Genomic DNA, 21,534 nt, shown 5'->3' with positions numbered 1-21,534 from the left:
AATTTCTAATTCAATTGAAAAAGAGTTCTGCAAAAATATCATTTATAATTTTAATTGCACTGTTTTTTTATGCCTGTGATTCTGTAAAAAGAGTCCCGGAAGGCAAAAACCTACTCGCAAAGTCGGATATTATTGTTGATGGAAAAAAAGTTAAAAGTGATGATATCACTGAATTAATAACTCAAAAAACCAATACAAGATTCTTGAATTTACCTTTAAGTCTGTATGTTTATAACTGGGCAAAACCTAATCATGATTCACTATTCGCCGAAAAATTTATCAAAGATTCTATTCGATTCAATAGAACATCAAAAATTTTATCATCAAAACAAGTGTATCGTTTAGGAGAATCTTTTTGGTATTCTGGCATTCACAATTTTTTAAAGAGTACTGGTGAAGCTCCTGTGATTTTAGATGAGGCAAAAACAAAAAAATCTATTACAAAACTTAAGGCCCATTATTTTAACGAAGGCTATTTCAAAGTAAACGCTACTGCAACTACTGATACAATAGGTGTAAAAAAAGCTGCTACAAAATATACTGTAACCCTAGGAAACCCTTATATTCTAGATTCTATTAATCGTAAAATAAGCTCCCCGGTTTTAGATTCGCTTTATCAAAGAACTGCACAATTGTCTGTCATTAAAACCGGTCAACAATACAAATCAGACAATTTTGAAGAAGAAAGAAATAGACTTACTAATTATTTTAGAAACAATGGAGTATATAATTTTCAACAGAATTATATCAATTTTGATGTTGACACGATTAAAACAGGCAACAAAGCAAATGTAGATTTATTGATTAGTGATTATTCCTATCGCGATGGTGATACACTAGCCACAACACCATTTAAAATTTATAAAATAAGTGAAGTTAATATTTACACTGATAATCCATCGTCTAAAAACAAAGTAAAAATTGCCGATAGTGTGGTTTATAACAACTATAATCTTTACAGTATCGACAAATTGAAATACCGCCCAAAAGCAATAACAGATGCGGTTTTTATTAGCAAAGGAGGAACATATGCCGATTTTAGAAACAACCTAACTTCTCGTTCGCTCAATAATTTTAGGGTATTTACCTATCCATCAATTCAATACGAGATAGATCCGAGAGATAGTTTAGCCAGCTCATTGATTGCTAATATTTATCTTAGCCCCAGAAAAAAATACAGTTTTGGTGCTTCATTTGATGCTTTACATTCAAATATTCAAGATTTTGGTTTAGCTGGGAATGCTTCTTTTACTATCCGGAATATTTTTAATGGTGCCGAAACCTTGGAAATTGGAGGAAGAGGAAACATCGGTTCTTCTCAAGATTTAGCGAATCCTGATAACACTTTTTTCAATATTTCTGAATATGGTGCCGATATGCGACTTAATTTTCCAAGAGTATTTTTTCCTGTAAAAACAAGTAAAATTATTCCAAAAGAGATGATTCCTTCCACTCAAATTAGTTTGGGTTTTGCCAAACAGGAAAATATTGGTTTGGATAAAGAAAATTTTACCGGATCTCTAACCTACAATTGGACTCCAAAACGATACAATGCTGTTCGCTTTGATTTGTTCAACATTCAATACATTAAAAACATCAATGGAAATAATTATTTTAATGTCTATCGTTCCTCCTACGGTGCTTTAAACGATATAGCCAATAATTATGATGTTGATGAAATCTATTTAGACCAAAACGGCGACTTAACTATTCCTTTCGGAACAAACGGCTTTATAAATGAAGTTTTAGACACTAACCCTTCTATAGTTCCAACTTTATCGGACTTTAATACCATACGAAGCATAAACGAGAGAAGAAACAGATTAACAGAGAACAACCTTATTATTGCCTCAAGCTATAGTTTTTCTAAAACAACAAAAACAAACCTGTTAGACAATAATTTCTATGTGCTTCGAACAAAATTAGAAACCGCAGGAAATATATTATCACTCATTGCAGATGCTTCCAATCAACCATTAGGACCAAATGGTAATAAAACATTTTTTGACATCGAGTTTTCACAATATGTAAAAGCCGAATTTGAATACATTAAACATTTTGACCTAAGAAACAACATGGTTTTTGCAACCAGAACATTTTTTGGAATTGCAATTCCGTACGGAAATTCAAATAGTATTCCGTTTTCACGAAGTTATTTTGGAGGAGGTTCAAACGACAACAGAGCTTGGCGACCCTATGGCCTTGGACCCGGAAGCAGTGGAGCAAGAAATGATTTTAACGAAGCCAATATGAAAATCTTGGTGAATGCTGAATTTCGTTTTAAAATGTTCGGAAAATTGAGAGGTGCACTATTTGTTGATGCCGGAAACATTTGGAACGTTTTGGATAATGTGGAAGATGAAGATTTTGTTTTTGACAGATTAGAATCGTTGAAAGATATTGCCGTAGGTTCCGGTTTCGGAATTAGATATGATTTTGGATTTGTGGTTGCCCGCTTCGATTTTGGATTTAAAACCTATAACCCAGCTCATGAAGTTGGCAAAAGATGGTTTAGAGAATATAATTTCAGCAACACAGTGTTTAATGTGGGAATTAATTATCCTTTCTAAAACGTTATCGTAATTTTTAGATAAATCTAACCGTAAACGCATCGATTTTATAGTTATTTATTTTTTGTTCACTCGATTAATTCTTATTTTTGTTCTCTTAACTAATATATAAGCAAAATGGCACACAACATAAAACCGGGTGTAGCAACCGGAGATCAAGTTCAAGAAATTTTTAACTATGCTAAAGAAAAAGGATTTGCTTTACCGGCTGTAAATGTTATCGGATCAAGCACAATCAATGGCGTTTTAGAAACAGCAGCAAAATTAAACGCTCCTGTGATTATTCAATTTTCAAACGGAGGAGCATCGTATAATGCAGGAAAAGGTCTTTCAAACGAAGGGCAACGTGCGGCCATTTTAGGTGGAATTGCAGGTGCAAAACACATTCATACTTTAGCGGAAGCATACGGAGCAACAGTGATTCTTCATACAGACCACTGTGCAAAAAATTTATTGCCTTGGATTGATGGTCTGTTGGATGCATCTGAAAAACATTTTGCAGAAACAGGAAAACCGTTGTTTTCTTCGCATATGATTGATTTATCTGAAGAACCTATCGAGGAAAATATTCATATTTGTAAAGAATATTTAGCTCGAATGAGTAAAATGGGAATGACGTTAGAAATTGAATTAGGTGTAACCGGTGGTGAAGAAGATGGTGTTGATAATTCGGATGTTGACAGCTCAAAATTATACACTCAACCGGAAGAAGTAGCTTATGCTTATGAAGAATTAATGAAAGTGAGTCCGAAATTCACCATAGCAGCCGCTTTTGGAAATGTGCACGGCGTTTATAAACCCGGAAATGTAAAATTAACGCCGATTATTTTGAAAAATTCGCAGGAATTTGTTCAGAAAAAATTCAACACTGATTCAAATCCGATTGATTTTGTATTTCACGGTGGATCAGGTTCTACTATAGAAGAAATTAGAGAAGCTATTTCTTATGGTGTAATCAAAATGAATATTGATACTGATTTACAATTTGCTTTCACAGAAGGAATTCGTGATTATATGGTCAATAAAATTGATTACTTAAAAACGCAAATCGGAAGCCCGGACGGAGCAGATTCTCCAAACAAAAAACATTACGATCCAAGAAAATGGATTCGCGAAGGTGAAGTTACATTCAACACAAGATTAGAACAAGCGTTTGCTGATTTGAACAACGTAAACACTTTATAATAATTTAGAATTTAGAATTTAGAATTTAGAGCAGAAGGTTTCTAAATTCTAAATTCTGATTTCTGATTTCTAAATTTAAGAAATATGGCTTGGTTTAAAAGAACAGAAAAAGGAATTCAAACCGCTACGGAAGATAAAAAAGACGTTCCAAAAGGACTTTGGTATAAATCGCCTACCGGAAAAATTATTGATCAGGATGAATTAGCCAAAAATCTTTGGGTGAGTCCCGATGACGATTTTCACGTGCGAATTGGCAGTAAAGAATATTTTGAAATTTTGTTTGACGACAATAAATTCAAAGAATTAGATGCAAAAATGACTTCAAAAGATCCTTTGCATTTTGTAGATACGAAGAAATATTCCGACCGATTAAAAGAAGCTTACGACAAAACCGGATTGAAAGATGCGGTTCGAACAGCCGTAGGAAAATCAAAAGGAAAAGATTTGGTCGTTTGTTGTATGGATTTTGCCTTTATCGGCGGTTCTATGGGAGCTGTGGTAGGTGAAAAAATTGCCAGAGGAATTGATTATTCTATCAAAAACAACGTTCCGTTTGTGATGATATCAAAATCAGGTGGAGCCAGAATGATGGAAGCTGCTTTTTCATTGATGCAATTAGCCAAAACCTCAGCAAAATTAGCTCAATTAGCCGAAGCTAAAATTCCTTACATTTCATTATGTACCGATCCAACTACGGGAGGAACAACAGCATCTTATGCGATGTTAGGCGACATCAATATCGGTGAACCGGGAGCATTAATTGGTTTTGCCGGACCACGAGTTGTAAAAGACACGACTGGAAAAGATTTACCGGAAGGTTTCCAAACCTCTGAATTTTTGTTAGAACACGGATTCTTGGATTTTATTACCCACCGAAAAGAATTAAAAGATAAAGTAAATCTCTATTTAGATTTAATTTTAAATGAAGATGTTAGATAAAATGAAATCCCGAGAAATCGGGATTTTTTTTTATGAATAATTTTTCTTTCATTAATTACATCCCACTCCTAATCGCCTCCACAGGATCTAATTTTGAAGCTGAAATCGCCGGAATAATTCCGGAAACCAAACCAATAAATCCAGCTAAACCTGCACCAAGCATCATGTTTCCGAAGCTAAGAACGAATTCAAAATCCAACACTTTGGATAACACCATTGCTATGAGCCACACCATAACTAAACCGATAATTCCACCAATTACTGACAAAATTACAGCTTCAAATAAAAACTGAAACAAAATAAATTTATTTTTAGCTCCTAATGATTTTTGAATTCCAATTAAATTGGTTCTTTCTTTAACAGAGACAAACATGATATTAGCAATTCCGAAACCACCAACAAGTAGTGAAAATCCTGAGATAATCCAACCTACAATATTCAATTCACCTACAATTTCATCAATCATATCGGTAAAACCGGAAAGCACATTGATAAAGAAATTATCGATTTCAGAAGATTTTAATCCTCTAAAATTTCTGAGTTTTTGAGTGATTTCGCCTTTAAAACCTTCCATATCAATACCTTTTTCAGGTTTTATCAATATGGCTGGTGTTAACATATCACTATTTTCTCCGTATAATCTTCTAATAAAGTTCATTGGGATAAAAACCGCATTATCTCGACTATCACCAAAAGTAGAAAATCCTTGCTTTTCAGTAACGCCAATCACCGTGAAACGCTGACCATACATGCGAATTTTTTTTCCAATAGCTTGTTCAGGACTATCAAACAAACCATTTGAAACTTCGTAACCCAAAATAATTACTCCCGTTCCGGCATTAGATTCTGATTCGTTAAAAAAGCGTCCATTGTCAATTTTAATTCCGTCAATTCCTTCAAACTCGTTGGTGGTTGGCGTAACACGAACAGAGCTTACCGTTCTGTCTTCAAATTTTATATTTTCGTTTCGGGTAAAAAGATTAAACGCAATTTTATCTACACCGTTTAATGACTTCTTCAAATAGTCAAATTCTTCATACGTTACATTTGGAAATTGCTCTCTTTTCCAACTCGGCACTTCACTTGGACCAAATGGAAAACGTAATAAGTAAACCGTATTTTTATCCAAATCGCCTAAATCTCCTTGAATTTTTTTGTCTAAAGAATCTACAGCAGCCAAGACGGCAATGATTGAAAAAATTCCAATTGTTACTCCCAACAACGACAAAAAAGTACGCAATTTATTGTTTCGCAACGCATTCATTGCAAAATTGAAACTTTCTTTGAGTAAACGGAGATAAAGAAGCATAGAATTTTTCTTAATTGTAAATATAGTTATTGGTAGTTTAAGTTGCTATTTTGTTACAAAAAAATATGTGTTTTTTGTGTTCATTCGCTCGAACACTATGTCACACTAAAGCTTGACAAAATTCAACCAAAAATGAAGTTATTTTCAACTGTAAAAATTATCAAAAAAAAGAAAAAACTAATCTTGCATTCCTTTGATAGTTAAACAGACAAATAGTACTTTTGCACCTTCAAAAAACAACAACACAATGACAACTACAAAAACCATTCAATCTGCTTTAATTTCAGTGTTTGACAAAACCGGATTAGAGCCAATTGTAAAACAATTACACCAACAAAATGTAACTATTTATTCGACTGGAGGAACGGAAGAATTTATAAAAAATTTAGATATTCCGGTAGTTCCTGTAGAAGAAGTTACTTCTTATCCGTCTATTTTGGGAGGAAGAGTAAAAACGCTTCACCCAAAAGTTTTCGGCGGAATTTTGAATCGTCAAGACAATCCGAGTGATGTGGAAGAAATGAAAGCCTTCGAAATTCCGCAAATAGATTTGGTAATTGTGGATTTGTATCCGTTTGAAAAAACAGTTGCATCCGGTGCTTCAGAAGCAGATATCATCGAAAAAATTGATATTGGTGGTATTTCGTTAATTCGTGCTGCTGCAAAAAATTTCAAAGACACGATTATCGTAGCTTCTGTGAATGAATACAATTATTTGTTGGAATTGATTTCTTCTCAAAATGGTTCAACAACTTTAGAACAAAGACGTCATTTGGCAACCAAAGCTTTTCATGTTTCTTCGCATTATGATTCGGCTATTTTTAATTATTTCAATACAGACGAAACAATTTATAAAGAAAGTATCGAAAATGGTCAAGTACTTCGCTATGGCGAAAACCCGCATCAAAAAGGATTTTTCTTTGGCGATTTTGATAAAATGTTCACCAAATTGCACGGAAAAGAATTGTCTTATAACAATTTATTAGATGTTGATGCGGCTGTGAATTTGATTTTAGAATTTAAAGAAAATGACCCCACTTTTGCAATTTTAAAACACAATAACGCGTGCGGAATTGCAACAAGAAGTTCAATGAAACAAGCCTATTTAGATGCTTTGGCAGGCGACCCAACTTCTGCTTTTGGAGGAGTTTTAATTGCCAATGGAAAAATTGACAAAGAAACTGCTTTAGAAATTAATCAATTATTTTGCGAAGTTGTTATAGCAACAAGTTATGACGATGAAGCAGTTGCAATTTTACAGGAAAAGAAAAACCGCATCATTTTAGTTCAGCACCAAGTTGAATTACCAACCAAACAAATTAGAACTTGCTTGAACGGATTATTAATTCAAGATAAAAACAATATTACAGACAATAAAGAAGGCTTAAAAACCGTTACCCTAACAACACCTACTGATCAAGAAATTGAAGATTTACTTTTCGCCTCAAAAATCTGCAAAAACACGAAGTCGAATACAATTGTATTTGCCAAAAACGGACAATTAATTGCTTCCGGAACAGGACAAACTTCGCGTGTAGATGCTTTGAAACAAGCAATTGAAAAAGCGAATACTTTTGGTTTTGATTTAAATGGTGCTGTGATGGCAAGTGATGCATTTTTTCCGTTTCCGGATTGTGTAGAAATTGCTCATCATGCCGGAATAACCGCTGTTATTCAACCGGGCGGATCAATTAAAGATGAATTGAGTATAAACTATTGCAACGAAAATAAAATTGCAATGGTATTTACAGGAACACGTCATTTTAAACATTAATTTTTTTACCTTTGTGCGTTACAATTTTATAAACCTAATTAACCCTAAACAAACGTATGGGATTTTTTGATTTCATGACCGAGGACATCGCCATTGACCTTGGTACCGCAAATACCTTAATTATTCATAATGATAAAGTGGTGATTGACTCTCCGTCGATTGTAGCTCGTGATAGAATATCGGGAAAAATTATCGCTGTTGGAAAAGAAGCCAACTTAATGCAAGGTAAAACGCATGAAAACATTAAAACAATTAGGCCACTAAAAGATGGTGTAATTGCCGACTTTGATGCATCTGAAAAAATGATCAGTATGTTTATCAAAAGTATTCCGGCTCTTAAAAAACGCTTGTTTACTCCAGCTCTTCGCATGGTTGTTTGTATTCCATCCGGGATAACTGAAGTAGAAATGCGTGCTGTAAAAGAATCCTGTGAACGCGTAAACGGAAAAGAAGTTTATTTGATTCACGAACCAATGGCAGCAGCAATAGGTATTGGTGTTGATATTATGCAACCAAAAGGAAATATGATTGTGGATATTGGTGGTGGAACAACAGAAATTGCCGTAATCGCTTTAGGTGGAATTGTATGTGACAAATCGGTTAAAATTGCCGGTGATGTTTTCACAAATGATATTGTTTACTACATGCGTACACAACACAACTTGTTTGTGGGAGAAAGTACAGCAGAAAAAATAAAAATTGAAATTGGTGCCGCTATCGAAGAGTTAGACACTCCACCGGATGAAATGTCGGTTCAAGGTCGTGACTTATTAACCGGAAAACCAAAACAGGTTGATGTTTCCTATCGCGAAATAGCCAAAGCATTAGACAAATCAATTCAACGAATTGAAGATGCTGTAATGGAAACTTTATCGCAAACTCCACCGGAGTTAGCCGCTGATATTTACAACACCGGGATTTATCTTGCTGGTGGTGGTTCAATGTTACGCGGGTTAGACAAACGAATTTCGCTTAAAACAGATTTACCGGTTTATATTGCCGAAGATCCGTTGAGAGCCGTTGTTCGTGGTACCGGAATTGCATTAAAAAACATCAACAAGTTCAGAAGTATTTTAATCAAATAATCAGTTTTACTGATATTTACGCTAACGGAATTACCAATCTGAATCACTGAAACATGCAGCAGATATTTATTTTTATCATAAAAAACAGTACAAGGCTACTGTTTTTGCTGCTTTTGGTCATTTCGTTATCGCTCACAATTCAATCGCATTCGTATCATCGAAGTAAAGTAATTAATTCGGCTAATTTTGTTACCGGAGGTGTGTATGAACGCATCAATTCAGTGAATGAATATTTGAATTTAAAAACGGAAAACGAAGGTTTAGCCAACGAAAATGCTCGTTTAAAAAGCTTACTTTACAACAGAAAAGATACTACCAAAATCATAGACAAAGAATTACTTAGCAGTTTTGGAAACTACAAAGTGATTCAGTCAAAAATCATCAATAACTCGTATAATGTTCACGAAAATTTCTTAACTATCAATTCCGGAAGTGCTAAAGGCGTTAAAACCGATATGGGCGTTGTAAACAGCAAAGGAATTATTGGAATTGTAGAAAATACATCAAAAAGTTATGCCACCGTGATTAGTATTTTAAATGTAAAATCACGAATAAATGCTAAGATTAAAAAAACAAGTCACTTTGGAACATTAACTTGGAATGGAAAAAACACAGGATATGTTCAATTAATTGATGTTCCCAGATTGGCCTCTGTTAAAAAAGGAGATACAATTGTTACTGGAGCTCAATCAATAATTTTTCCGGAAAATATAAATATCGGAACAATTCATAAAATTTATACCGATGATAAAACCAACTATTTTACCATTGATATAAAACTCTTTAACGACATGACGAGTTTAGGTCATGTTTACATCATTGAAAATAAAGACCGCAAGGAAATAATAGAATTAGAAGCCCAAAACCAAAATGAATAGCACGCTAATCATCAATATTTTCAGATTTATTTTACTGATTTTGGCTCAAGTGGCTATTTTTAGTAAGATAAATTTTTTGGGCTACATCAATCCGTTTCCATACATTCTTTTTATTGTTTTATATCCAGTTAACGGAAACAAAAACGGACTATTATTGGCTAGTTTTTTGCTTGGCATAACAATGGATATGTTCAACAATTCAGGAGGTGTTCATGCGGCATCTTGCGTATCATTGGCCTACCTGCGACCTTCTTTTTTTAAATTTTCTTTTGGTTTGAGTTATGAATATCAAACAGTAAAAATTAATGAAAGACTAACTCCAGAAAGGTTTTCATTCCTGTTAATTTCGGTGCTAACTCATCACATCATTCTTTTTTTATTGGAAATATTCCGATTCAGTTTTTTTTGGGATATATTGCTTAGAACCATTTTGAGTACTATCTTTACACTTATACTTTGTATTTTACTCATCTATATGTTTAAGCCCAGTAAAAATTGAGAAAAGCTATTTTACCCTCTTTAATAATTTTTGTAACTGTTGCCATTTTGGCAAGGTTATTTTATTTGCAAATAATTGACGACGAATACAAATTAAAATCAGACAATAACGCTATTAAAATCGTTTACGAATATCCGGAACGCGGTTATATTTATGATCGAAAAGGGAAACTTTTGGTTGCTAATCAGCCTTCGTATGACATCATGGTTGTGCCGAAGGAAATTAAAGATTTAGACACTTTAAAATTCTGCGATTTACTTGATATAACGAAAGAAGAATTTGACAAAAAGCTCAAAAAAGCAATAATTTATAGTCCGCGACTTCCTTCTGTATTTTTACCTCAATTAAACAAAAAAGAATTTGCAGCATTTCAAGAAAAAATTAGAAAATTTCAAGGCTTTTATATTCAAAAACGCTCATTAAGAGATTATCAAGTGAGTGTAGGTGCCAATGTTTTCGGATTTATCACTCAAGTTAATCCTGCAATGGTTGAAAAAAATCCGTATTACAAAAGTGGTGATTTAATTGGAAAACAAGGTGTTGAAGAACAATATGAAGAATTTTTAAGAGGGAGAAAAGGTGTAAAATACATCCAAAGAGATAAATTCAACCGAGATATTGGTCCGTATAAAGAAGGTATTTATGACACTATATCCAAACAAGGCGAAGACATTACGCTTACGTTAGATATTGATATTCAAAAATATGGCGAAGAACTCATGAAGAATAAACGGGGTGGAATTGTTGCCATTGAGCCAAACACAGGCGAAATTTTAGCGTTAATATCTGCTCCAACCTATGATCCTGCTCTTTTAGTTGGAAGACAACGGTCTAAAAATTATACTCAACTTTATAACGACAGTATTGCTAACCCATTGTACGACAGGAGTTTATTAGCAGAATATCCTCCAGGCTCACCATTTAAAATTTTAACTGCTTTAATTGGTTTGCAAGAAGAAGTAATTGATGAACAAACTACTTTTTTCTGCAGAAGAGGATTTAGCTACGGAAATCGCTTTATGAAATGCCACGATTCGGGAGGATTTAGTTTAAATGCCGGAATTTACAGTTCTTGCAACACGTATTTTGCCAATACGTATAAAAAAATTATTGAAAAATATCCAAAACCGGCTTATGGTGTAGATGCTTGGAGCAATCATTTAAAAAGTTTTGGATTAGGGAATTTTATGGGTTATGATTTGCCTCCCGGACGAAAAGGAAATGTTCCTACTTCAAAATTATACGACAAATATTATTCTGCCGGAGGATGGAAAAGTACTACCATTATATCGAACTCCATTGGTCAAGGAGAAGTTTTGATGACGCCAATTCAATTGTGCAATGTGATGTGTGCAGTTGCCAATCAAGGTTATTACTACACCCCTCACGTTATCAAGAAAATAAAAAACCATACCATTGATAAAAAATTCACTACAAAACATCAAACAACAATTGATAAACAATATTTTCCTCCTGTTATTCAAGGTTTATTCGACGTTTATAACAAAGGAACAGCTTCTCGTTTGCAAGTAGAAGGAATTGAAATTTGCGGAAAAACCGGAACAGCAGAAAATTTTACCAAAATAAACGGTCAACGTGTGCAATTAACCGACCACTCTATTTTTGTGGCGTTTGCACCAAAAGATAACCCCAAAATTGCTATTGCGGTGTTTGTTGAAAACGGTTATTGGGGTGCTCGAATCGCAGGACCGATTGCCAGTTTAATGATAGAAAAATATTTGAAAGGAAAAATATCCCGAACTGATTTGGAGAAAAAAATGTTTAATTCAAGTTTAGAAAGTGAGTATGCTAAAGTAATTAGTGGTCAACCTTTTAGAATTAATTTGTAATGAGAAATCAAAGTGTAACCAGCAATCTCGATTGGACAACTGTTTTGATTTATGCAACTTTGGTTGTTATGGGATGGTTAAATATATTTTCAACGTCTATTCCAATTGAATTCACATCGTTTGACTTTAGTGATTACTATGGAAAACAACTAATTTTCATCCTGTTGAGTATTCCATTAATTACTGTTATACTGAGTATAGACGCTAAAATATACGAAAAATTTTCCTTTGTATTCTATATTTTTGGCATTGTGCTTTTATTAGGACTCTTTGTTTTCGGAAAAACTGTAAAAGGACAAACGAACTGGTACGGATTTGGATCATTTGGGTTCCAACCTTCAGAATTTGTAAAAACAGCAACATCCTTATTACTAGCAAAATACCTTAGTGATTCGCAAGTTTTTTTAAAAAATCTCAACCATCAGTTACTCGCATTTGCAATAATTTTAGTTCCCGTGTTACTGATATTAATGCAACCGGATGCGGGAAGTGCCATGATTTTTTTATCGCTAATATTGGTTCTAAATCGTGAAGGATTACCTGAATGGTATCTATGGACAGGTTTTATTGCAATTGTACTCTTTTTTACAGCACTACTCATTCAACCCATGTATCTTTTAATTGGCATTGTTCTTTTGATGATTTTACACTACATAAGAGCCAGAAGAGTAGATAGAAATCCGTTAGCCTATTTAATTGTTTTTGTTGCTGCAACTTCTTTTGTTTTATCTGTTGGATTTGTTTTTGATAACGTATTAGAACCCCATCAAAAAGATAGAATAAATGTACTATTTAGTGACAACGTCGATTTAAAAAATGAAGGATATAACCTCAACCAGTCAATGATTGCAATTGGTTCAGGAGGATTAATTGGAAAAGGTTTTATGGAAGGTACTCAAACCAAAGGTGGTTTTGTACCGGAACAACACACCGACTATATCTTTACAACAGTTGGTGAAGAATGGGGATTTGTAGGTTCAACAGTAGTAATTCTTCTTTTTGTGACGCTTTTGTTTAGAATTATTTTTTTAGCCGAACAACAAAAAACAAAATTTAGTCGGGTTTACGGATATTGTGTTGCCACGATTTTATTTACTCATTTCTTTGTTAACATTACCATGCTCATCAAATTATTTCCAACAATTGGTGTTCCACTACCTTTCTTTTCATATGGAGGATCCAGTCTTTGGTCGTTTACAATTTTATTGTTTGTTTTCTTAAAATTAGATGCCAATAAAGTAAATGAATGGTAGTTTATTTTAAAAACTTTAGCTCAACCAATACCGGAAAATGATCTGAAGGATATTTACACAAATAACTATCTGTTAAAACTGCATACTTTTTAATTTCGAATGATTTTTTTGAAACAAAAATATGATCTATTTCTCTTTCACTACTAATTGGTTTATGAAATTCAAACGCATTGAATGTTCCCCCTGAATTGTAATTCATTTTTGAAGCACTTTTTGAATGAACATATTGATTGGATAAGAATAAAATAGCTTCAGAACTCGGTTCTAAATTAAAATCACCCATGATTATTATTGGATAATTTTTTGTGTTTACTTGTGAGACTTTCTGATGAATCAATTGAGCACTTTTTGTTCGGGCTGTTTCTCCAACATGATCAAAATGAGTATTAAAAACCCAAAAGAATTGCTTAGTTTTTTTATTCTTAAATAATCCATAAGTACAAATTCTGTTCAAGGCCGCATCCCAACCTTTTGAAACTTCATCCGGTGTTTCAGATAACCAAAACGTATCAAACTCAATTAATTCAAACTTACTGCTTTTATAGAAAATAGAACTATGTTCTCCATTTTGTTGACCATCTCTTCCTTCTCCAAACACTTTATAATCTGTTAGGGCAGAATCTAAAAACTGCACTTGATGTGGCAATCCCTCTTGAATTCCAAAAATGTCCGGTTCGTAAAATTGAATTAAATTGGAAACTTTTTCTTTTCTGTTTGGCCAACTGTTTTCGCCATCACTGGATAAATCAAGACGAATGTTATAGGTCATTACTTTTACTTCTTGACCAAAAAATTGATTAGATAACATCATCAATACAACTAAAATTATCTTTTTCATATTCATTAATTAAAACTCCACGATTTATAATCGGTACTTTTTTCAATTTGGTTTTCAATATCATTTGGCAAATGATGAAAGAAATCGATTCCGGTTAATTCCTCCAATTCATCAACAGAAACCACAAATTCATAAAGCGGTCGACTGCTATTTATATGAGGAACTAAAAAAGCAATCATTCTAGGTTTATCATTTGAAACATCAAACAGAACTTTATAGAAATAATCCGGAACAGAAACATCTTCATGACCAATGGTTTTGAGATTGTTTTCCAAAACACCACCAGTTACCACATACAAACCATCATATTTATCGGCCCAATAGCGAACTTTTTGCTCTAAACGATTCCAAACTCCAGCATTAAAATCTGATTTTTGCGGTGAAATATTAGAAGTGTAGAATGTTTCATTATAGGCTTTTTTGGAAAATTTCATGTCTCCGGCCGGACACAAATGACCTTTGTCGAAACCGGAATTTTTATAATTCCTCCAATTAGCAGAACTAGTTTTTACTTTTGGATCTTCAATAAAATATGGTCTTTTTAAATCTGAATAAGAGGAAACCCCAGATTTTAATTCATAAGCAACCCATTCTGCTTGTTCATGTTCTTCATCATACGAAAGTGTATAATAATCATGTCTGATGATTTGTCCGGTTGTTGAAGTTGGATAAAAATCAAATTTATTCCAGTTTATTTTAGTTGATTCTAGATTACTGACTTGACTGTCAGAATTAAAATCATTTAACAGATAATCATCTCTGCATGAAATACATAGCAAAAAAATAAAAGATAATATAGTTATGAAACTTGATTTACTCATTCAAAAAGATAGATTAATTTTAACAAAAAGGAATGATTATTGCTAACTTTGTAAATGTATAAAAAAAAGAAATTCTTTTGACATACATTAATTCGTTTAATTAAACTATACACCATTATGAAATTTAAAATTAGTACCCTTTTGATTTTGTTAATCTCTTTTATGAGCCAAGCTCAGGAAACAAAAACAACCACCGCAGACACCTTGATTAAAACAGGGATTCTTGTTGAAGAAACCAAAACTCTAGAAGAAGTTAAAATTGCCCAAGAGCAGGCATTAAAGGAAAAAGAAGCTGCAGCAATAGCTACTCGAAAAGCAGAAGAAAAAGCAATAAAAGAACGAGAAAATGCAGTTAGAGATGCAGAAAAAGCTCAAAATCGTGCAGATAAAGAGGCTAAACAATTGGCAAAAGATCAAAGAAAACATGAAAAAGAGGTTAGACAATTTGAAAGACAACAAAGTAAAGTTGCCTCAGCAGAAAAAAGTGTTTCGAGAGCTAATGACAGGGTAGCAAGAGAGAAAAAATCACTTCAAAAAAACATGGAGCGATTTGAAAAAAAGAAACGAAAAGGAAAATTGACTGAAATTGAGGTTGAAAAAGAAAACATCAAAATCAGTAAACAACAAATCAAGATCAAAGAACTTGAAATGGACGTTGAAAGTGCTCAACAAAAATTATCAAAAGTTAGAAACTAACAAATTAAACCACGTGAAAGCGTGGTTTTTTTATTGCTTTACATCCAAAGCATCTCGCAGCGAATTGCCGGTCATCATAAAAGCCAACGTGATGAGCATAATGGCTGTCCCTGGTACTAATGCCAAATAGGGTTTTCCTAAAATGATGTAACTGTAGTGATCTTTAATCATTCCGCCCCAACTTGGAATGGGTGGCTGTGCTCCTAAACCTAAAAAGCTCAAGCCGCTTTCAACCAAAATAGCAGAAGCAAAATTAGCCGCAGAAATTACAACTACCGGAGCCATAATATTTGGAATGATATGATTTAAGATAATTCGAATATCCGAAAAACCTAATGCTCTTGCCGCGGTGACGTACTGCATTTCTTTTACGCTGATGATTTGACCACGAACTACACGGGCAACTTCCACCCACATGGTTAAACCTACCGCCACAAAAACTTGCCAAAATCCTTTTCCGAGAGCAAGCGTTATGGCAATAACCAATAAAAGTGTGGGAATAGACCAAATTACATTCACTAACCACATGACCATGGCATCAATTTTTCCGCCATAATATCCGCCGAGAGAACCAAAAAACAATCCAACAATAACTGAAATTAAAACCGCAACAAAGCCGATAGAAATGGAAACACGTGAGCCAACCAACATTCTACTCAACAAATCACGACCGTATTTATCTGTACCGAGGTGGAATTTTTTTGTGGTAATCAACTCTTTTTCAACTTCTTGAATCGATGAAAAACCAATAAACTTATCTAAACTAATTTCTTTGATTTGTTTTAGTTCAGCATCTTCGGTATATTCTGTATATTGAATTGAATTTCCAATAATCTTATATTCCAAAATCGGAATTTCTGTTACTTGATTTGGATGACCGAAAAAGTATCCTTTTAAGGTTTTGGAAGCAATTTTCTCAGATGGAACAGCTAACATTTGCACTTCAAAACCAGGCGATTTTGAATGAATAGACAGATGCATTTGATTAGCATTTTCTGAATTATTCGGTGCCAAAACATACGCAAATAGTGCCAAAAAAATCATCAGTACGATATAAGCAAAACTAAAAACACCCCAAAAATTCTTTCGGAATTTTTGAAGTGCTATATTAGTTAACGACTGATTACTTTTGGACATTAGTTTATTTTTCAACTATTGCTCAAAGATACAATTTGCCGTTTATGATTTTACAATTTTTTTCTTTAAATCTACTTTTCCTTTTACAACCGGTTTCGATTGTAAATCATCCAACACATTTAAAGCCTCTTCAACATAAATATCTTTTGAAAGACTTTCAAACCAACGCTCTCTTTTTTCTTTAAAAGATTCGTCTTTATTCATCAATTCAAAATCTTGCGGAATTGGTTTAAATACCAAATCATTTTTATAATCTGAAATCGGTTTGAATTGTTTGCTTTTTTCTTCCAAACTATTTTGTTCAGCCGTAAAAGCATCTAATTTTAAACTATAAACCGAAGCATCTCTTCTTTCTTTTGTCCATCGTGCACTTTTTTCAATTAATTGAAAATGTTCGTCTTGAGCCATTCTTGCTTTGCTATTTTGAACAGCACGATCAAAATTAGTTTGTTTATCCCAAATGGTAAATGGAGCTGGGTCAATTTTTGTCCATGGCATGGCATTGTCCAAATCTCTTTCACCAATATCGATATAGGAATAACGATCCGGCATTTCAACATCGCTGGTTACACCTTCTAATTGTGTTGAACCTCCATTAATTCTGTAGAATTTTTGAGTAGTTGTTTTTAAAGCTCCTAAATCGCCAACATTATTACCACGTACAAATTGATTTAAATCAATCACATTTTGAACCGTTCCCTTTCCGTAGGTTTGTTTGCTACCAATCACAACACCTCTTTTGTAGTCCTGAATTGCTGCAGCTAAAATTTCTGAAGCCGAAGCAGAGAAATTATTCACCATCACTACTAAAGGTCCGTCCCACTGAATTTTTGGATCTCTATCGTATAAAACTTCTTTTTTTGTTCCTGCCGATTTAATTTGAACCACCGGTCCTTGTTCAATAAATAATCCTGTAATGTCAACTGCTGTTTTTAGTGAACCACCGCCATTATCACGAACATCCATAATGATTCCGTTTACACCTTGGGCTTTCAAACGTTCCACTTCAATTGCCACATCTTTTCCGGCATCACGACTGTCTTGGTTTTCAAAATCGATGTAGAATTTAGGTAAATAAATAATACCGTATTTCATTCCGTTTCTTTCAACTACACTTGATTTGGCATACGTTTCTTCGGTTTCAACCATGTCGCGAATTAATGAAATAACTTTCATTGTTCCGTCTACTTTTTTAACAGTTAATCTAACTTCAGTTCCTTTTGGACCTTTGATTTTTTTAACTACGTTATCCAATCGCATTCCTACCACATCAACCGGCTCTTCACTACCTTGAGCTACTTTTAAAATAATATCACCCGGTTCTAATTCTTTTCCTCTCCAAGCCGGACCACCAGAAATTAATTCGGTGATTTCGGTTAAATCGTTTTTCTTTTGTAAACGAGCTCCAATTCCTTCAAATTTACCGCTGATGCTTACATCAAAACGTTCTTTATCATCAGGAGCCATATAGTTAGTGTGTGGATCAAATCGGGAAGCAATGGCATTTACATAAACGCCAAACCAATCGTTTCTATCCAATTCTTTGATGAAAGTAAAGTAATCATCTAACGATTTTAAAGAACTTTCTCTAGTTTCTTTTTCAAGTTCTACAAGCGTTTTTGGTTTTTCCTCTTTCTTTTTATCCTTTTCTGCTTTTAATTTTTCTTTCAGCTTTTCATCATCAATATCGTTGATTTTTTCATCAATAACACCATTCTTTTCGTCCTCTTGCAACTTAATTCTATCTGTTAAAGATGACAAAGTAGATAGTTTAATTTGCTTTCTCCAACGTTCTTTTAATTCAGCCGTATTTTTAGCATAAGGAAGTTTTTCATATTCTGTATTGATGGTTTCATCAACAGTATAATCAAATGGTTTGTCTAAAATTTCTTTATAGTACTTCTGACTTTCTTGCATTCTCTTTAAATAAAGATTGTATGTCAAATCAAAAAATGACAAATCTTTGTTTTTAATTTGATCATCAATTAACGTCTCATATTTTGAGAACTCATCAATATCCGATTGCAGAAAAAATCGTTTTGAAGGATCTAATGCCTCAATGTAATCTTTATAAATCCCTTTTGACAAATTATCGTCAATTGCAGCAGGATCATAGTGGCCACGTTCTATTACAAAAGTCAATAAATCTATTAAAAGTTTATCTTTTTCAGGATCGGAGCTCTCACTTTTCTTTGAATCTATAGCATTAAATGCCAACAGTGCAACCGACAAAACAACTGTCAATAACACCAATTTTAAGTTTCTTTTCATAAATAGCAATATAGTTTTCATTATCTTTCTTTATAAGTAGTCATAAAAATTATGCCACTTCTGTTATAGGTTCAATTTTTAAGTAAATTAATTTCAAAAAAATCACTTAACCAAACAAAGTTATGAAATTTGTTAGGCTTCAAAATCTTAAAAAGAGTTAATTTTGTTTTCTTTAGGATATGATAAAACTAAATTTGTGGTTTATATTCAAGATAAATTCAAAATTAATCATTCGTAATGAGTAAAAAACCTCTAATTTTAGTAACCAACGACGACGGAATTTCTGCTCCAGGCATCAGAGCCTTGATTGATGTAATGAAACAATTGGGCGATGTTGTGGTAGTTGCTCCCGACAGTCCTCAAAGTGCAATGGGTCACGCCATCACCATCAATAACACACTTTTTATTAATAAAGTAAATTTTGATTCGGATGTAAAAGAAGAATACAGTTGTTCCGGAACTCCGGTAGATTGTGTAAAATTGGCTGTGAATGAAATTTTGAAACAAAAGCCGGATTTGTGTGTTTCTGGTGTGAATCACGGTTCAAATTCTTCGATAAATGTCATTTATTCAGGAACGATGAGTGCAGCTGTTGAAGCCGGAATCGAAGGAATTCCAGCCATTGGTTTTTCATTATTAGATTATGATTGGAATGCCGATTTTGAACCGATTAAAAATTCAATCAAAACAATTGCTTCACAAGTTTTGGAAAATGGATTGCCCGAAGGTGTGATTTTAAACGTTAACTTTCCAAAATTAAAAGAAAAAGATTTAAAAGGAATGAAAGTTTGCCGACAAGCCAAAGCTTTTTGGAAAGAAGAATTTGACAAACGTAAAACTCCTCAAGGAAAAGATTATTACTGGCTCACAGGAGAATTTATCAACCAAGATAAAGGTGAAGACACTGATGAATGGGCTCTTGAAAATGGATACATTTCAATTGTGCCCGTTCAATTTGACTTGACAGCTCACCATGCTATTCAAAAATTAAATACGTATAAATTCAATTTATAATGCAAAAAACAGATTTACTCATCGGATTCATTTTAGGAATTATTGGTGCTTTTATTGGTGTATTTCTTTTCATTTCATTAGCAACAGATTTTGAATTTGCCGATGGAATAATTGCTTTAAAAACACAGAATTCCCTAGGGAAATTAATTGCTCTCGGAGCCGTAATCAACGTAATTTTGTTCTTTGTGCTATTAAAATACAACAAAGAATTGATGGCTCGCGGAGTTGTTTTAGCAACAATTGCTTTAACTATTGTCACTATATTTGTTTAAAATGAAGTACTACATTATAGCCGGCGAAGCTTCGGGCGATTTACACGGATCAAACTTAATGAAAGCTCTTCATAAAGAAGATGCTCAAGCTGACATTCGGTTTTGGGGTGGAGATTTGATGCAAAAAGCTGGCGGAACTTTAGTAAAACATTACAAAGAACTAGCTTTTATGGGTTTTGCTGAAGTGATTTTTAACCTAAAAACCATTTTAAATAACATCACTTTTTGCAAAAAAGACATTGAGCAATTTAATCCCGATGTAATTATTTTTATTGATTATCCCGGTTTTAATATGCGAATTGCCGAATGGGCTAAGAAGAAAAAAATTCCCACTCATTACTATATTTCTCCGCAAATTTGGGCTTGGAAAGAAAATCGAATTAAAAATATCAAACGTGATTTTGACAAATTGTATGTGATTCTTCCGTTTGAAAAAGATTTTTATGAGAAGAAACATCATTTTCCGGTTGAATTTGTTGGTCATCCGTTGATTGATGCGATTCATAACCGAACAAAAGTGGACGAATCAACCTTTAGAAAAGAACACAATTTAGACGAAAGACCCATAATTGCTCTTTTACCAGGAAGCAGAAAACAGGAAATTAGCAAACTTTTGCATGAAATGTTGGCTATTGTGAATGATTTTCCGAATTATCAATTTGTGATTGCCGGAGCTCCTGGACAAGATTATTCATTTTACCAGCAATTTCTGACCAACAAAGCTGTTCATTTTATTTCGAATAAAACGTATGATTTATTGAGTTTTGCTCATGCTGCATTGGTTACATCAGGAACAGCAACTTTGGAAACAGCATTATTCAAAGTACCTGAAGTGGTTTGTTACAGAGGAAATTGGATTTCGTACCAAATTGCTAAAAGAATTATTACATTAAAATACATTTCGCTTGTGAATTTAATTATGGATGAAGAAGTGGTGACCGAGTTGATTCAAAGTCAATGTAATTCAAAAAATATTAAAACTGAACTAAGTAAAATTTTGGATGAGAATTACCGCCAGAATTTAATTGAAAAATACCATCTTTTAGAAGAAAAATTAGGTGGCGAAGGAGCAAGTGAAAAAGTAGCTAAATTAATTGTTGCACATATTTCTTGATTCTAAACATTCTATTTTTTAACTTTGTA

The 21,534-nt window shown here is 33.4% G+C and carries 18 protein-coding genes; 13 read left to right on the top strand and 5 right to left on the bottom strand.

The window, feature by feature from the left end; translation table 11 throughout:
• Nucleotides 1-14 precede the first annotated feature (14 nt).
• From tamL to accD, 3 genes are all read left to right on the top strand, one after another.
• Nucleotides 15-2,570: a translocation and assembly module lipoprotein TamL gene (gene tamL / locus AC23MC_RS07080; protein ID WP_487567703.1), complete on the top strand. Its 2,556-nt coding sequence runs from the start codon at nt 15-17 to the stop codon at nt 2,568-2,570.
• A gap of 117 nt (nt 2,571-2,687) precedes the next feature.
• The gene (fbaA, locus tag AC23MC_RS07075) at nt 2,688-3,755 is read left to right on the top strand and encodes a class II fructose-bisphosphate aldolase (protein ID WP_487567702.1); all 1,068 of its coding nucleotides are present in this window, start codon (nt 2,688-2,690) and stop codon (nt 3,753-3,755) included.
• Between the two features lie 84 nt (nt 3,756-3,839).
• On the top strand, nt 3,840-4,694 hold the full coding sequence (gene accD / locus AC23MC_RS07070) for an acetyl-CoA carboxylase, carboxyltransferase subunit beta (protein WP_248432768.1): 855 nt from the start codon (nt 3,840-3,842) through the stop codon (nt 4,692-4,694).
• Nucleotides 4,695-4,749: 55 nt separating this feature from the next.
• On the opposite strand, the gene AC23MC_RS07065 is transcribed toward accD, so the two are convergent.
• Complete coding sequence (locus AC23MC_RS07065; RefSeq protein ID WP_487567701.1) at nt 4,750-6,003, bottom strand: ABC transporter permease; 1,254 nt, start codon at nt 6,001-6,003, stop codon at nt 4,750-4,752.
• Nucleotides 6,004-6,250: 247 nt separating this feature from the next.
• On the opposite strand from AC23MC_RS07065, the gene purH reads away from it, so the two are divergent.
• Genes purH through rodA form a run of 6 tightly spaced genes read left to right on the top strand, consistent with a single transcriptional unit; the run spans nt 6,251 to nt 13,342 of the window.
• Nucleotides 6,251-7,777, top strand: coding sequence for a bifunctional phosphoribosylaminoimidazolecarboxamide formyltransferase/IMP cyclohydrolase (gene purH / locus AC23MC_RS07060; RefSeq protein WP_487567700.1), 1,527 nt, complete (start codon nt 6,251-6,253; stop codon nt 7,775-7,777).
• 56 nt (nt 7,778-7,833) lie between these two features.
• Nucleotides 7,834-8,862 (top strand): rod shape-determining protein, encoded by a 1,029-nt coding sequence (locus AC23MC_RS07055; RefSeq protein ID WP_112084823.1) that lies wholly within the window; start codon nt 7,834-7,836, stop codon nt 8,860-8,862.
• A 53-nt stretch (nt 8,863-8,915) separates the two neighbouring features.
• The gene (gene mreC / locus AC23MC_RS07050) at nt 8,916-9,740 is read left to right on the top strand and encodes a rod shape-determining protein MreC (RefSeq protein WP_487567699.1); all 825 of its coding nucleotides are present in this window, start codon (nt 8,916-8,918) and stop codon (nt 9,738-9,740) included.
• Nucleotides 9,733-10,239, top strand: coding sequence for a rod shape-determining protein MreD (locus AC23MC_RS07045; RefSeq protein WP_487567698.1), 507 nt, complete (start codon nt 9,733-9,735; stop codon nt 10,237-10,239). The genes mreC and AC23MC_RS07045 overlap by 8 nt, the downstream gene beginning before the upstream one ends.
• Nucleotides 10,236-12,089: a penicillin-binding protein 2 gene (gene mrdA / locus AC23MC_RS07040; RefSeq protein ID WP_487567697.1), complete on the top strand. Its 1,854-nt coding sequence runs from the start codon at nt 10,236-10,238 to the stop codon at nt 12,087-12,089. Before AC23MC_RS07045 ends, mrdA begins: the two co-directional genes overlap by 4 nt.
• Complete coding sequence (gene rodA / locus AC23MC_RS07035) at nt 12,089-13,342, top strand: rod shape-determining protein RodA (RefSeq protein ID WP_487567696.1); 1,254 nt, start codon at nt 12,089-12,091, stop codon at nt 13,340-13,342. Before mrdA ends, rodA begins: the two co-directional genes overlap by 1 nt.
• Before the next feature lies 1 nt (nt 13,343).
• Here the strand turns inward: rodA and AC23MC_RS07030 are convergent, their stop codons facing one another.
• Both AC23MC_RS07030 and AC23MC_RS07025 read right to left on the bottom strand, forming a co-directional pair.
• The gene (locus tag AC23MC_RS07030; RefSeq protein WP_487567695.1) at nt 13,344-14,180 is read right to left on the bottom strand and encodes an endonuclease/exonuclease/phosphatase family protein; all 837 of its coding nucleotides are present in this window, start codon (nt 14,178-14,180) and stop codon (nt 13,344-13,346) included.
• Nucleotides 14,181-14,185: 5 nt separating this feature from the next.
• Nucleotides 14,186-15,001: a DNA/RNA non-specific endonuclease gene (locus tag AC23MC_RS07025; protein ID WP_487567694.1), complete on the bottom strand. Its 816-nt coding sequence runs from the start codon at nt 14,999-15,001 to the stop codon at nt 14,186-14,188.
• A 117-nt stretch (nt 15,002-15,118) separates the two neighbouring features.
• Between AC23MC_RS07025 and AC23MC_RS07020 the strand changes: the two genes are divergently transcribed.
• Nucleotides 15,119-15,697 (top strand): hypothetical protein, encoded by a 579-nt coding sequence (locus AC23MC_RS07020; RefSeq protein ID WP_487567693.1) that lies wholly within the window; start codon nt 15,119-15,121, stop codon nt 15,695-15,697.
• A gap of 30 nt (nt 15,698-15,727) precedes the next feature.
• On the opposite strand, the gene AC23MC_RS07015 is transcribed toward AC23MC_RS07020, so the two are convergent.
• A complete protein-coding gene (locus AC23MC_RS07015) occupies nt 15,728-16,834 on the bottom strand; it encodes an ABC transporter permease (RefSeq protein ID WP_487567692.1) in 1,107 nt (368 codons plus the stop codon).
• A gap of 42 nt (nt 16,835-16,876) precedes the next feature.
• On the bottom strand, nt 16,877-19,126 hold the full coding sequence (locus tag AC23MC_RS07010; RefSeq protein WP_487567691.1) for a carboxy terminal-processing peptidase: 2,250 nt from the start codon (nt 19,124-19,126) through the stop codon (nt 16,877-16,879).
• A gap of 216 nt (nt 19,127-19,342) precedes the next feature.
• On the opposite strand from AC23MC_RS07010, the gene surE reads away from it, so the two are divergent.
• The 3 genes from surE to lpxB are packed head-to-tail and all read left to right on the top strand — an operon-like array spanning nt 19,343 to nt 21,505.
• Complete coding sequence (gene surE, locus AC23MC_RS07005; RefSeq protein ID WP_487567690.1) at nt 19,343-20,119, top strand: 5'/3'-nucleotidase SurE; 777 nt, start codon at nt 19,343-19,345, stop codon at nt 20,117-20,119.
• Nucleotides 20,119-20,391, top strand: coding sequence for a hypothetical protein (locus AC23MC_RS07000; protein WP_487567689.1), 273 nt, complete (start codon nt 20,119-20,121; stop codon nt 20,389-20,391). The genes surE and AC23MC_RS07000 overlap by 1 nt, the downstream gene beginning before the upstream one ends.
• Before the next feature lies 1 nt (nt 20,392).
• Nucleotides 20,393-21,505, top strand: a complete 1,113-nt coding sequence (lpxB, locus tag AC23MC_RS06995) for a lipid-A-disaccharide synthase (RefSeq protein ID WP_487567688.1) — start codon at nt 20,393-20,395, stop codon at nt 21,503-21,505.
• Nucleotides 21,506-21,534 lie beyond the last annotated feature (29 nt).

The sequence above is a fragment of the Flavobacterium sp. T50_26 genome (genome assembly GCF_057652995.1).
This window is presented reverse-complemented; position numbering and strand designations above follow the sequence as displayed.

What these genes read in the sequence shown, in the direction of transcription:
- AC23MC_RS07020 (WP_487567693.1), top strand. Translation starts at nt 15,119, where the DNA reads ATGAAATTTAAAATTAGTACCCTTTTGATTTTGTTAATCTCTTTTATG.
- AC23MC_RS07000 (WP_487567689.1), top strand. Translation starts at nt 20,119, where the DNA reads ATGCAAAAAACAGATTTACTCATCGGATTCATTTTAGGAATTATTGGT.
- AC23MC_RS07025 (WP_487567694.1), bottom strand. Translation starts at nt 15,001, where the DNA reads ATGAGTAAATCAAGTTTCATAACTATATTATCTTTTATTTTTTTGCTA.
- fbaA (WP_487567702.1), top strand. Translation starts at nt 2,688, where the DNA reads ATGGCACACAACATAAAACCGGGTGTAGCAACCGGAGATCAAGTTCAA.
- AC23MC_RS07065 (WP_487567701.1), bottom strand. Translation starts at nt 6,003, where the DNA reads ATGCTTCTTTATCTCCGTTTACTCAAAGAAAGTTTCAATTTTGCAATG.
- AC23MC_RS07015 (WP_487567692.1), bottom strand. Translation starts at nt 16,834, where the DNA reads ATGTCCAAAAGTAATCAGTCGTTAACTAATATAGCACTTCAAAAATTC.
- surE (WP_487567690.1), top strand. Translation starts at nt 19,343, where the DNA reads ATGAGTAAAAAACCTCTAATTTTAGTAACCAACGACGACGGAATTTCT.
- AC23MC_RS07010 (WP_487567691.1), bottom strand. Translation starts at nt 19,126, where the DNA reads ATGAAAACTATATTGCTATTTATGAAAAGAAACTTAAAATTGGTGTTA.
- accD (WP_248432768.1), top strand. Translation starts at nt 3,840, where the DNA reads ATGGCTTGGTTTAAAAGAACAGAAAAAGGAATTCAAACCGCTACGGAA.
- AC23MC_RS07045 (WP_487567698.1), top strand. Translation starts at nt 9,733, where the DNA reads ATGAATAGCACGCTAATCATCAATATTTTCAGATTTATTTTACTGATT.
- lpxB (WP_487567688.1), top strand. Translation starts at nt 20,393, where the DNA reads ATGAAGTACTACATTATAGCCGGCGAAGCTTCGGGCGATTTACACGGA.
- AC23MC_RS07055 (WP_112084823.1), top strand. Translation starts at nt 7,834, where the DNA reads ATGGGATTTTTTGATTTCATGACCGAGGACATCGCCATTGACCTTGGT.
- mreC (WP_487567699.1), top strand. Translation starts at nt 8,916, where the DNA reads ATGCAGCAGATATTTATTTTTATCATAAAAAACAGTACAAGGCTACTG.
- rodA (WP_487567696.1), top strand. Translation starts at nt 12,089, where the DNA reads ATGAGAAATCAAAGTGTAACCAGCAATCTCGATTGGACAACTGTTTTG.
- AC23MC_RS07030 (WP_487567695.1), bottom strand. Translation starts at nt 14,180, where the DNA reads ATGAAAAAGATAATTTTAGTTGTATTGATGATGTTATCTAATCAATTT.
- purH (WP_487567700.1), top strand. Translation starts at nt 6,251, where the DNA reads ATGACAACTACAAAAACCATTCAATCTGCTTTAATTTCAGTGTTTGAC.